The 12,210-nt window shown below is 60.6% G+C and carries 13 protein-coding genes and 1 pseudogene; 11 read left to right on the top strand and 3 right to left on the bottom strand.

Translation table 11 applies throughout. The features are described 5' to 3' along the window. Positions 1-52 precede the first annotated feature (52 nt). A complete protein-coding gene (locus ACYQ8K_RS29250; protein WP_459974760.1) occupies positions 53-1,096 on the bottom strand; it encodes a hypothetical protein in 1,044 nt (347 codons plus the stop codon). Positions 1,097-1,271: 175 nt separating this feature from the next. Further along, positions 1,272-1,559 carry a hypothetical protein gene (locus ACYQ8K_RS29245; RefSeq protein WP_459974758.1) on the bottom strand — a complete coding sequence of 96 codons (288 nt, stop codon included), beginning with the start codon at positions 1,557-1,559 and terminating at the stop codon, positions 1,272-1,274. Positions 1,560-1,640: 81 nt separating this feature from the next. Between ACYQ8K_RS29245 and ACYQ8K_RS29240 the strand changes: the two genes are divergently transcribed. From ACYQ8K_RS29240 to ACYQ8K_RS29230, 3 genes are all read left to right on the top strand, one after another. Further along, on the top strand, positions 1,641-2,156 hold the full coding sequence (locus ACYQ8K_RS29240) for a hypothetical protein (protein ID WP_459974755.1): 516 nt from the start codon (positions 1,641-1,643) through the stop codon (positions 2,154-2,156). A 125-nt stretch (positions 2,157-2,281) separates the two neighbouring features. Further along, positions 2,282-2,839: a chymotrypsin family serine protease gene (locus ACYQ8K_RS29235; RefSeq protein ID WP_459974753.1), complete on the top strand. Its 558-nt coding sequence runs from the start codon at positions 2,282-2,284 to the stop codon at positions 2,837-2,839. Further along, a complete protein-coding gene (locus ACYQ8K_RS29230) occupies positions 2,836-4,713 on the top strand; it encodes an FtsK/SpoIIIE domain-containing protein (RefSeq protein WP_459974751.1) in 1,878 nt (625 codons plus the stop codon). The genes ACYQ8K_RS29235 and ACYQ8K_RS29230 overlap by 4 nt, the downstream gene beginning before the upstream one ends. 152 nt (positions 4,714-4,865) lie before the next feature. Here the strand turns inward: ACYQ8K_RS29230 and ACYQ8K_RS29225 are convergent, their stop codons facing one another. Then, entirely contained in the window at positions 4,866-5,726 is an 861-nt protein-coding gene (locus ACYQ8K_RS29225; protein ID WP_459974749.1) for an HAD-IIB family hydrolase, read from the bottom strand. Positions 5,727-6,045: 319 nt separating this feature from the next. Between ACYQ8K_RS29225 and ACYQ8K_RS29220 the strand changes: the two genes are divergently transcribed. The 8 genes and pseudogenes from ACYQ8K_RS29220 to ACYQ8K_RS29185 form a co-directional block, all read left to right on the top strand. Beyond that, positions 6,046-6,438 (top strand): helix-turn-helix domain-containing protein, encoded by a 393-nt coding sequence (locus ACYQ8K_RS29220; RefSeq protein WP_145958901.1) that lies wholly within the window; start codon positions 6,046-6,048, stop codon positions 6,436-6,438. Between the two features lie 7 nt (positions 6,439-6,445). Beyond that, on the top strand, positions 6,446-6,904 hold the full coding sequence (locus ACYQ8K_RS29215; RefSeq protein WP_459974747.1) for a hypothetical protein: 459 nt from the start codon (positions 6,446-6,448) through the stop codon (positions 6,902-6,904). Continuing rightward, positions 6,901-8,124 (top strand): DUF6545 domain-containing protein, encoded by a 1,224-nt coding sequence (locus tag ACYQ8K_RS29210; RefSeq protein ID WP_459974745.1) that lies wholly within the window; start codon positions 6,901-6,903, stop codon positions 8,122-8,124. Before ACYQ8K_RS29215 ends, ACYQ8K_RS29210 begins: the two co-directional genes overlap by 4 nt. Next, positions 8,121-9,605, top strand: coding sequence for a cytochrome P450 (locus ACYQ8K_RS29205; RefSeq protein ID WP_459974743.1), 1,485 nt, complete (start codon positions 8,121-8,123; stop codon positions 9,603-9,605). Before ACYQ8K_RS29210 ends, ACYQ8K_RS29205 begins: the two co-directional genes overlap by 4 nt. Positions 9,606-9,683: 78 nt before the next feature. Next, positions 9,684-10,715, top strand: coding sequence for a methyltransferase (locus ACYQ8K_RS29200; RefSeq protein ID WP_459974741.1), 1,032 nt, complete (start codon positions 9,684-9,686; stop codon positions 10,713-10,715). Positions 10,716-10,831: 116 nt separating this feature from the next. Then, entirely contained in the window at positions 10,832-11,311 is a 480-nt protein-coding gene (locus ACYQ8K_RS29195) for an XRE family transcriptional regulator (RefSeq protein ID WP_459974739.1), read from the top strand. Beyond that, positions 11,298-11,798, top strand: coding sequence for a hypothetical protein (locus tag ACYQ8K_RS29190; RefSeq protein WP_459974737.1), 501 nt, complete (start codon positions 11,298-11,300; stop codon positions 11,796-11,798). Before ACYQ8K_RS29195 ends, ACYQ8K_RS29190 begins: the two co-directional genes overlap by 14 nt. Before the next feature lie 4 nt (positions 11,799-11,802). Next, positions 11,803-12,210: pseudogene (locus tag ACYQ8K_RS29185) on the top strand (hypothetical protein); the annotation flags it as partial.

Below are 12,210 nucleotides of genomic sequence, written 5' to 3'. Positions count from 1 at the left end.
CCCCCACCCCACCACCCCCCGGCACATGTTGTTTTTTTTCATGCTTATGAGGTCATAAGTGATTAGGGAGTGTCTCGTGGGCTCGGAGATTTGTATAAGATACAGCGTATGCGCCGCTTAATGCGGTGTTGTGTTTAGCGATCTCCGTGGCCGCGGCTTTGGCGTCGGTTATCGAGTCGTTCATGGCGGCGGCGTTGACGTGGTTGGCGCGGAACGGGATGAGCCCGCTGGTGCTGTTCGCTATTTCTGCGCGGTTGCCGTTGTTAATTTCTCGGAACTTTTGGTAAAACTCGTTCGACTTTGTCGTCACACCATTAAGGCCTGCTGCGGCTGCCGGAAGAACTGAATTATGGTATTCGTCGAAGGAATCCGCGATCGGTCCGAGTTTGCCTGGAATAGATTCCGCATACTTGCCGACTGAGCTCTGGGTCATCGAGTTGGCGGCGGCGCGTATCGCATCCGCGATTCCGGTTGCCTTTTTCCCGAGCTTGCCGGCAGTCGCGATCGTGTTACTGAAGTCTGGTGTGGTGGCTATCTCCGGGTCGGCGGGCCATACTTTGTTGGGGTCATAGTTGAATGCGCTCACGTTCGTTTTCGTCATCCCTTGATCGATTTTCTCGATCTGCGGATCGCGATTACCGTCGTTAGTTAGCGGCAGAAATTTCGTTCGAGGAGGAGCGGGCGGCGCGTCTCCGTCGGGCGGGAAACCGACACCGTTGACACAGGAGATCAGGCCGTTGACGAGGCTTCGCGAGTCTTTGTCGAACAACCACGTGCCGACACTGATCACCTCCCCGGCGACTGGGATGGATGCCAGTCCGATTCGCCCGGCCGCCATCAGCCCCGCTCTACCCAGAAGCTTCGGAGCGGCCTTTGTGGCAACAGAGGCCAGAGCCCGGCTAGCGGCACCCGCGCCGCGTGATGCCGCCTGACGGCTTGCTGCAGCAGGAGCTTTCGCCGCCGACAACAGGCTGCGCCATGACTGTGATCGGGCCCGCTGCAGCGCGGCATCCACTGCGGGGAAGCGTTGCGCCGCTACCCGCAGGCCGGCATAGCCGCCCATGGCAGAGCCCGGCAGCAACAGCGCTTGAGCCATGTCGAGAGCCTCAGGCGACGTCAGCGGCGTGGCGGTCAGCAGAGGTGGCGCAACGACAGAAGCAGCTCCTGCCGGCGCGCCGGGCGCGGGCTGTCGCTGCGTCGTATTACTTGGCGAACCCACCATATGCGCTACCCCGATCGTTCATCTAAAACTAGTTCAGTTCAATTGCTTTTTAGTTGACTTGATTCGTCAAAGTCCCCACGCCACCGTGGTAGTGGTTATCTACGAAATAAACCACCACAGCTGCTAAAGCGACCAGTCCCGCGGCGAGCAGCCCAATCTCTTTTATCTTTTCACTTTGGTCTTTCTGCTTGTCGCGAAAGATCGGAATTCCGACTGCCAAAGCGATAACGGCCAGGACCACGCCCAGGAGACTGTTGATCTGCCATGCCGCCCATTCCCCCGCTGACTGTCCGTAGGCGACGATCAACCGTGTGGGGCCGATGATTTTCGTAACCATTAAACGGGTCCTCCATCTACCTTTATCGCTAGACTATCAGCCCAGAGAGGCAACTAGACCGCTTAAGAAAGGCTCTTTGTCATGCAGCCGATACTCATTCGGATGGAGCTGGGAACGATGACGGGGACGCTCCCCGAGATCGCACCGATCATGGCGGAGTTCCAGCGCAAGGCCGAAGACGTGGGTGTGCCCGTGCGACCATCCTTGAAAGTCAGGGAGCCGTTGGCCCATCCGCAGGCCTGGGGCGCGCAAGCCGGAGATGAGGGCGTGGTCGCCTACCTTGGCACCCTCACTGACAACGAAGGCGCTGTTGAAGCGTTGAAGCAGATCACGGTGGGCGCCGCGGCGGTGATCGACGTCAACGTGTTGACACCTGATGAGGTCGAGGAATTCCAGGAGCAGGCTCGGCGCATCACGGAGCTGCGCAAACAGCAAGCCGAGGCAGTCCGCGGCGCGGCTAACCCTGGCAGGCATGCTCGGCAGACCGTCGCAGCCCAGCCGCCAACTCATGCGATCGAGGACGCCGGTGGTCTATCACTCGGCACCCCGGCAGGTGCTCGCACGTCGCCGGTGGATGTTCTGGGCCTCCAGCGTTGATTGTCAGGGCGTCGCTGGCAACCGCGATCGCGCTATTCATTGCCGTGCCAACCGCGGTCGCTGATGCCCCTAGCCTCGATCTGCGACCCGGAGTGTCGATTTACGTCGTCAACAATGAGACACAGATGCAGTCGGTGTGCACCCTGGGCTGGCTCGTGCTTTCGCCGCAGGGCGACGTGCAGGCCCTTGCCGCCGGCCACTGCCGCACTGGTCCGCAGGTCGACGCTCTGGATCAGCGGACCGGGGCCAAAGTCGAGGCTGGCCAGTGGGCACAGTCGGAGTACACGCCGCGAACGGTCATGGACGGCGACGACATCGCCGTCATCACATTGACTTCGCATCTCGGACATGACGTGAAGACTGTCGACGGGATCGCACCCGTCGCGGTAGCCACCACCCAAGGCTTGCGGGACACGCCGCCGGCCCGAATCTGTAAGCGCGGCGGCCAAACCGGAGTCACCTGCGGTCCGCTTGTCAGCGTCAGCGACGACCGGGTGGCGTTTCGCGCAGAGGTTGATCACGGGGACTCTGGTGGGCCCGTCTGGGCAGTCTCGCCCACTGGCGTGGTGACCGCAGCAGCGATCGTGGCCGGGAAATCCGATGACGATCCCTCTATCGCAGTGGGACAGTTGATCAATCCCTGGCTGGTCCGCTGGCATACGAAGCTTGGTGTGCCGCAATGATTTCAGTGCTGGCAGTCTTGTTCGGCGCGTGGGCGCTCAGTTGCTATCTACCTGCAACCTCAGCAATCTGGTGTCGCCTTGGCATGCTCGCTCCGGCCGGCGAACGGCATCTTTTTACCCTCCCAGGCGCATACCCGGCCGTGGGCTGGACGACAGGTACCGTGCTCGTCGACGCCGGGGTGATCGCGTGCGCGGCAGTGATCGGGCATGCCGCTAGTAAAACGCACTCGCAACGCATCACTACCGATGAAGGCCAAGCCCGCACCGAATGGACGTTTCCCAGCCGCCGCGCGCTGGGGGTCTACGTCGTTATCACAGGTATTGCACTGCTGGCGATCGGACTTGGTGTGGGTCTCCAGTTCGGTTGGGGCCCTACAGCAGCGGTCCCCACGGTCCTGCTCGGTGCGTGTCTGCTGGCAAGTCCTGTGTTCCAAGGCTCGTGGGGCCGCGGTCCTGGCCGCGAGGAGATCCCGGGCGATAACCATAAGGATTTGCGGCGCCTGCACACGCTGCTCAAGTCCCGCAAGGACGAGGCCACCGCGGTCGTTGTTCCCGGCAGTGTGACATATGGATCCGACCGTTCTCCGTTGTCATACAAGATCCGGGCCAACACCGTGGGATTTTTTTCCACGGCGGAAGGTCAAGGTCTGCTGAAACGACTGTGCACCGAAATGCGCGGCGACGAATGGACCTATACCCTCCAAACCGGCAGTGACATCGCTCAATTCGACCGTCCAGAGAAGAAGAACTTCCCGAAGTTCGCGGTTCCGCACCCAGATATGTTTTGGAAGGTACAAAGCGCTCAGGAGGCGACTGCGCGGTATCCAGACTTCAAGTTCTCACTCGGCGTCGACGAGTTCGATCGGGAAGTTGCGTTCTCGCTCAAAGACTTTCCACACATGGCCCTGGTAGGGGAGTCCGGATCAGGAAAATCGATCACGCTGTCGACGCTGGTGGAATTTTTTCTCTCCGCTGGATGGGAGGTCGCAATCGGCGACGGGAAGATGGTGGACTACGGGCCGCTACGAAACCGGGTCGTCATGGTGACAAGATCAGATGAGGAGTACGCGCGCCTGATCTACTGGGCCTGGGAAGAAATGCAGGGCCGCAAAACAGAAATGCAAGAGCGGCTCGACAAGCGGATCCCTGGCAGTGGTGACTTCCCACCGCTACTCGCCCTCCTGGATGAGTTCGCCGCAGTCTATTTGCGGATGAAAGACCGGTTCAGCAAAGAAGAATTCGATAGCATCATGTCGAAGTTGAGCCAGCTCCTCAAGGAGGGTCGGCAGCTTCGGGTCCACTTGATTTTCGCCACGCAAACGTTCCGAGACTCGGACTTTCCCCGTTGGATTCTCGATCTGTGCCCGCTGCGGATTTCCCTCGGTCCTCCGAATAACATCACAATCAAACAGGCATTCCAGGAGTCGGTACGCGACCGCGCCGAATATCTTGGCGGCAAGATGAAAGGGAAAAAGGGGCGGGGCATGGTCTCCATCGACGATGTCCCTCCGGAGCGCTCGTTAGTCGAGTTCCAGTCGTGGTTCGGGTATTCGCCAGCAACGCCGGATACCGTCAGTCGACAGCTACCCGACAAGGTCAGACAGCAACACAGCTACCTGAAAAAGTATGTCTGCGATCGCGTACCAAAACTCTATTCACGTCAATGGTTCAGGATCGACAGCATCGACGACTGGAAGAAGCCGCTCGACGAGATTTGCGACATCCCCAGCGTCAGCCTCGACTGCGAGGACGGAACACCCGATTCCACCGCATACTGCTACGACCCCGACCACCGAAACTACAACGGCAAAAACACATCAGGGAAGCGGTGGGGCAAGCAGGTAAAAATCCTCGCGCATAACAAAGATCGTTAAACGAACCGAAGCGGTGCAGCGAATCGCCGCTATCCGCGGCTGCCGCGCCAGGCGCTGTTGTGAATCTGATCTCGCTTCATCGCGCTGCCCAGCTATCGCGCGTATTCGCCATCGGCAACCTTTCCGGCGAACCTACGACGTTCCGCGTGAGCTCAGCGAAGAGGGGCGCCGCGTTCCATCAGCAGGAAGCGCACGACTCCATCATCGTCGTTGGCCACGATGACCCGCTCAGCGCGCGCGAGGATTGCCGGGTGGGAATTGGCTGGCGCGATGGTGTGGTCGGCCGCTTCGAACATGGTTAGGTCGTTGAGGTGGTCGCCGAAGACGGTAAGCGTTGCGTCGGCCAGCCCCAGGATGTCCCGCAAACGCGTGACGGCACTGCCCTTCTGCGCCTCCGGATGCGTAACCTGCACTTCGCAATAATCGGGTATGTAGTCGTTTGGCGTGCTTGTCACCAGGGCCAAGTCTTTCAGTAGGCAACGCAGCTTATCGGCCAGCGCGGCGGCCCGCGAGTGCGTCTGGAAAGCCGTTATCGTCGCGATCTGTTCGATGGCAACAACTTCGGTGAGGTCATCGTGGTGGCGAAGGCGCGGATCGTCATAGGCGCGCTTCTCGGCGATGTACCAAGCATTGCCGGGATTGGGGTCTGCGCCGTCGTTGTAGTAAAGGTGATCGTCAATGCCGTCCCAAGTGGTCAAGATTGGCTCGAGTGAGGCTTCTTGCAAAGCTCGAACGGCGGCATCGGCAACGTCGACGCCGAGCATGCGGTCCTGGACATGGTGGCCGGTGTTCAGGTCGGAGATGAAAGCTCCGTTTAGCTCAATGACTGGGAGTGACAACCGTACTCCGGTGAGCAGTGCGCGGATGGCTGGGACGCTTCGTGACGTCGCGACGGTGAATGCCAGCCCGGCATCGAGCATGAGGTTGAGGCCGTCTCGGGCGGCGGCACTCAATGTCGCGTCTGACCGCAGCAGCGTGCCGTCCAGATCGGATACATACAAAGGCGCAGTCAACCGCGAACAACTTCACCAGGCGCCGGCACCCGTCAACGTTAACGGAGTGTCCAGGACTCAGGAGTCACCGAGAGGGAACGCGGCGGCGCTGGGAGCGAGGCCACGGCAGCGGGCAACCGACAGGCGTCGTGCAGTTGCGACAGACCATCTGGGCTCACATTTCCGATCCGCGGCTGGTAACGTCAGTATACGAACTTGGCATTCCAGATGAAACGAGAGTCGATTGGATTGCGGCGGTGGGCCAGGCGAGACGCACGCCAATGGCGGTGCTGACAATGGTTCTGATCTTGCCGTCAAGCTGAACAAGCTGTTCGAGGTTATGCGCAAACCGTCTGAGCCGCAGTTATCGAACGCAGCTGCGGCAGAGGCGATCACGAAAGCGACTGGTGTATCAATCAGCCCGGCCTACATTTGGCAGCTCAGGAACGGCATCAAGACCAACCCGACGGTGCAACACCTGCGTGCCATCGCCGACTATTTCGGCGTGCCCGCCTCGTATCTGATTGACCGTGGTACTGATCAGAAGGTCGATGCACAGCTGGCTTTGATGCAGGCTTTGCGTGACAGCGGTGTTCGTGATTTGGCTATGCGCACGTCCGGATTGACCCCGCAAGCCATAAGTAGTTTAGCGGCCATGGTCGACGAGGTTCGTAAACTTCAGAACCTGCCGCCGATGGCCCCGGGAGGATGGTCGGGTTTGGATGGCATCTAAGGCTGACATGTTCGCGCTGGTGCGCACTCTGCCTGTCCCTGTGCCCTGGGATCGCGGCGAGTTCATTGGCGATATTGCCCGCTTGCGTGGCCGGCCGATTCACTTGCTCCCGACTGTCGATAAGTCCGCGTTGAGCCCTTGCGGGTTGTGGATGAAGCGTGATCACGACGACATCATCATCCACGAGGCTGGTACGTCGGAGTATCACATCGACCAGATCGTGTGCCACGAAATCGGGCACATGGTGCTCGAACATGACCGTGGGGCCGCGAGGGACGACTCCAAAATGATTTATGCGTCCGCTCTGGCCGGTTTCGAGCCGAGTACAGGGGTGGTATTCGGTCGCTTCGGCTTCGATCATGATCGAGAACGCGATGCTGAGTTGTTCGCGTCGATCGTGATGCTGGTGGCCGCCGAAGGCGGTGCGTATAAGTCGATGATGAGCAGCGTCTTTTTCCGCCGGTGAGTTCGTCGAGCGTGCCGGGTGTCATCGCCTGGCCTGTGATCGCGTTCATGGCGCTCGTGCTGATCGGGCGCTACCGGTGGTGCAACCACAACCTCTACGAGAGCTATTTCAACAATACTTTGGTGTTTCTGCTGGCGGCTCAAGTGTTGCGCGAGCACGTGGTGGAAAACATGTTCGTCCGAACGGCTTTCATGACGCTGCCCGGCACCTGGCAACTGGGTACCGCCGTGATGAGCTACAGCTACGCCGAATTTATCGGGTTCACCCTGTTGTGGTCGGGGATGTCGGAAGCTGAAACCCGGCGTAAGCACAGGTATTACCGCCTGGCTGGCGTGCTCCTTGCTGCCGGACTGCTCATTTCGGGTACTCGTGCCCGCATCGCCGCAGAGCCGCTGGAGTTCACGCGCGGCTGGGATTCGGTGACGACTCTGACTTGTGTGACAGCCATGCTGGTGGTCTTGGCGACACGGATGATCTGGCATTCCTTGCGGGAGCTGCGAATCGCAAGCAGACGGCGGGAACGTCTAATCGCGATCAGCACGCTGTTGATGGGTCTGGGCGGCGTGATCAATGTGGTCCAGGAGGCTGCCCTGCAGATGTCTGACCAGCTCGGCTGGACTCACACCGCGGATTTCAGGCGGCAGTACCACGCGTCAGGCCTTTTCTTCATGATATTGGGAGTGTTCGCTACTGCTGCTGTCCCTCTTGCGGTGAAGTTGCTCCGTTCATTGGGGCTCGATCCCATCAGCCGAAGCTGGCGCACGTTGCAGCCGCTACGGCAGGCCATGAGAACCGTTGCGCCAGAGTGTGTCTTTCATCCTGACGATGACGAGCCGGGACGCCGAAGGTCCGAGTTGGAGCTGCACCAGACCGTAGTGGAGATCCGCGACGCCATCTTGGGACTGCGCCCGTATTTCCGTGAGATACCCGATCGCGATGTGATCGGGTATCTTGCCGAACCCAACGCGGTACCGAGGCGCGACCACGACGCGGCTACCGCAGCCCTGCGCCTCGCTTACGCCGCCAGGGTCAAAGCCACTGGCGCTACCCCGGAACCACTCGACGTCGACTCAGCGCTGATCCTCGCGTCGTCAGCGGCCACCCTTCAACAAGAAGCCGCCGAATTGGCGGCGTTGGCGAAATGGTGGCCGACCGCGTATGCAGCCACTGCGGAGATGATTGCCCCCGCGGCCGACACGAAAGTGAGCCCTACCCGATGACTCCGCCTGCCGCGACACCGATCCCGCACCCTCGCTTTCGGCTGCCCGTTCTCGGTGATCTCCTCACGATTGATTTCGCCAGCCCGGTCCTGGGAACGGCCGAAAAATTGCGCAAATCCAGTGGCGGGATCTTCGAGCAACGCATCTTCGCGCTGTCGGCCATCGCGATCGCCGACGCCGCGTTGATCGACGAGGTCCATGACGAAACTCGCTGGCAAAAGCACGTCGGACCGCTGGTCGACAAATTGCGCCTCACGCTAGGGGACGGCCTGTTCACCGCCTACAACGATGAACCCAACTGGCGCAAGGCCCATAACATCTTGATGCCCGCGTTCACCAAAACCGCCATGGCCAACTACCACGAGCAGATGGCCACCACCGTGCGAGAACTCCTCGAGGCGTGGAACACCCGCAGCGCCGAGCAATCCTGGATTGATGTCCCCGACCAAGCCAACCGGCTCACCGTCGAGATCATCGGACGAGCCGGGTTAGGCCACTCGTTTGGCACCCTGACCGGCGCCGGGGAGAACACGTTCAGCGCGGCGCTCACCAATGAGCTGCGCTACGTCCGACGCGCGATGCGCGTCGACCCCATGCCCTTCTACAACACACTGTTCGGGAAAAAGCGCCACCAACAACACATGGCAGACAGGGAATTTATCCGCCGGCTGGTCGGCGACGCCGTGGAAGCCCGACGGAGCAGTCCTGCAACAGAACGGCGTCAGGACATGCTCGACATCATGCTCCACAGCTCCGATCTCGACACCGGTGAGCGGCTCGATTCCGAAAACGTCGTCAACCAGATCCTCACCATGATGGCCGCCGGAAGTGAAACCTCAGCTAACACCATCTCTTTCGCTCTGCACTATCTGTCCACTCACCCCGACGTCATGGTCAAAGCGCAGGCTGAGGTCGACCAACGCTGGCCTTGTTCTGACTTTCCTAACATCGAGTTCGAGGACATCGCCAAGCTGAGATACCTGCGCCGCGTCGTTGACGAGACCCTGCGCCTGTGGCCCGTAGCCCCCGGCTACTACCGTCAGGCCAGAAAGGACACCACACTAGGTGAAGGTAAATATAGGTTCCAGCAAGGAGATTGGGTCGCGGTCGTCCTGTTGGCCGCTCACCGTGCCCCGGCGTGGGGTTCAGACGCAGACAGTTTCAACCCGGACCGATTCTTGCCCGACAATTTGCGCAAGCTGGCGCCACACGTATACAAACCGTTCGGTACCGGCCCCCGGGCCTGTATAGGTCGCCAATTCGCATTGCACGAGATCGTCTTGACGCTGGCGGCGATCCTGCACCAATACGACCTAGAATCCAAGCCTGGTTATCGGCTCAAGGTTGCTGAAGCCCTGAGCCTCAAACCCGCCGACTTCCAGCTGCGGGTCCACCCACGATGCCGCACAGGAACCAGGCAGCCTGACGCGTTGGACGGTGCTGGCTGTGACCGTTCCGCTCACGTTGGTGACCGGCGCTAGGCGGCATGGATGCGCTTGCCTTCCTTGCCATTACCGCTTTGGGTCGCTCGCGGTGTATTCGGCGCTCGACGGCGCGTCTTGGATCTGGCGGATGCCGTGGTGCCCGGAGAGTTCGCTCTGTTTTCCGACGTTGCGTTCGGGCTGCAGAAGCTGAAAATTGCAGGGCTGCTTGTCTCCTCGGGATTAGCCGATGCGCTCGGCAAGGAATCACGTGGTCCCGTCGAACTAGCGCAACAACTGGGGTTAGATCCTGACGTGACGGTCAGAATCGTCAACGCCGCCATCGGATCCCGGCTGATCAAACTGGACCGTCAAGGGCGTGCGCGCATGACGAGGGTCGGTGCGCCGCTGTGTCGCGAACACCCCAACTCGATCGCTTCCTGGATTGCCTATTACGCGCACCCGGAGACCGCGGCCGTATATTCGCACCTCGACGCGCAGCTGCGCGAAGGAGCCCAAAGCTCCGGCTATCAACGGGCATTCGGCAAGTCATTGTGGGACTATCTGGATGATCGCCCGGATATGAGAAGCGCTTTTGCCGATGCAATGCGTCAGCTCACCGAGTTCGACCTTGCCGGTATTGTGCGGACCTATCCGTGGCCCAGGCGTGGAGTTATCTGCGATGTCGCTGGGGGGGTCGGGCACATGCTGGCGGCTATCCTCGAGCATCGCCCGGACGCTCGTGGCATATTGCTCGATTCGCCCGAGGTCATCGAGCAGGCCGACGGATTTCTGCGGGGGCGGGGGTTGGCCGAGCGGATCGAGTGCCGCGCTGGCGACCTGTTCGGTCAGCTGGACGCTCGCGCTGACGTCTACACGATGAAGTGGATTCTTCACGACTGGGGTGATGATGCCTGCCGTGACATCCTCAAGCGAGTCCGCGCCATGATGTCGTCGGGTTCGCGGCTGGTTACGATTGATCTGCACCACGAATCGGCGCATCTGAACGGTTTTAGCGCGATGGTCGATGTGCTGATGCTGGTTTCCTGCGAGGGCGGTCGGGAGCGATCGCCGCTGCAGGTCCAGGGTCTGATGCGCGACGTCGGGCTCATACCTGGGCGGGTCCGCCATTTCGGGCCGACGATGCTGGTTGAGGCTATTGCCCCGTAACGGCCATGGTCTGCGAGGAAGGTTGAACGCGCGGTGTTCTTACAGGGGTGACGAGCTGCCCGGTGTCTTAGTAACATGGGTGTATACATCCGGCGCTCGCATGAAACGGGAGTACATTGGGAGTCGATGACGTGGGGGAAGTAGCCAACGAGGCGAGGGGCGGGGAGCTGGCCGCGCGTCTTAACAGGCTGTTCGAGGTGATGCGCAAGCCCAATACGCCTGCACTGTCGAATGCCGCGGCCGCGGCCGCGATCACTGAGAAGACTGGTGTGTCGATCAGCCCGGCTTACTTGTGGCAGCTCAGGAATGGGATCAAGGACAATCCCACGGTCGCGCACCTGCGGGCTATCGCGGAGTTTTTTGGCTTGCCGGCTTCGTATCTGATCGATGACGATCCTGATCCGAACATTGATGCACAGTTGAACTTGTTGCAAGCATTGCGCGATAACGGTGTGCGTGATCTTGCTCTACGCGCCTCGGGGCTGACTCCGCAGGCGCTGAATAGCTTGGCTGCGATGATTGATCACGTACGCAAACTCGAGCGGCTACCACCGATCGCGCCCGCGGGGGAATCGGAGGCTCGTGACCGTCTCTAACACCGAGATCCTCGCGCTCGCGCGCGAACTACCGATCCCGGTTCCCTGGGACCGGGATCGGTTCATCAACAACCTGGCCGACATACGGGGTCGGCCGATCACGCTCATCCCGACAGATACCGCCGCCTTGGCCGATAGTCCATGCGGCCTGTGGCTGGCTCGCGATGACGACGACCTCATCCTGCATGAAATCGGCACCTCCGATTACCATATCGATCAGATCGTGTGCCACGAGATCGGACACATGGTGCTCGAACACGGCCAAAACCGCGCTGGCCGCACCGATCGGACACGGGAACACGAACTGTGTCGTTTGGTTCTGCCCGACATCAACTTCGACACTGTTTGCGCGGTGCTGGGACGCACCGACTACGGCAGCGACCAAGAACGCGAGGCCGAGACCTTCGCCAGCATCCTCATGATCGCCGCGGCCGAGGCCGCCGCGGAACAGTCGATGATGCGCAGCGTCTTCTTCCGCGACAAATAGCTCGATGACCACCTCGCTGCCCGACTCCATCGCCTGGCCGCTGCTGGCTTTCATGGCCACGGTGGTCGCGGTGCGCTTTTTCTTTTACGCGAGAAACCAGTACGACACCTATCTCAATCACACGTTGGCGTTGCTGTTTGGCGCAAACCTGTTGCGCGACCGCACCATTGAGAATTCGCTCGCTGACGCTGGTGTGCTGACGATTACCACATCCCAACAGCTGTCGCTGGTGGCCATGATCTTCGCGGGAGGCGAATTTATCGGATTCGTCACCTTATGGTCGCAGCTTCCGCTGAACCAGACTCGGCGCCGCCAACGCGTCGTGCGGGTGGTCGCCGTTTTGTTGGCGGTCGGGTTTTGGGCCGCCGCGCACCGTGCCCGTGTCGCGGGGTTGCCGTTGGAGGTTTCGGGC

The organism is Mycobacterium sp. MUNTM1, from assembly GCF_054660795.1.
Note: the sequence above shows the minus strand (reverse complement) of the source record. Positions and strands in the feature narration are given on the sequence as shown.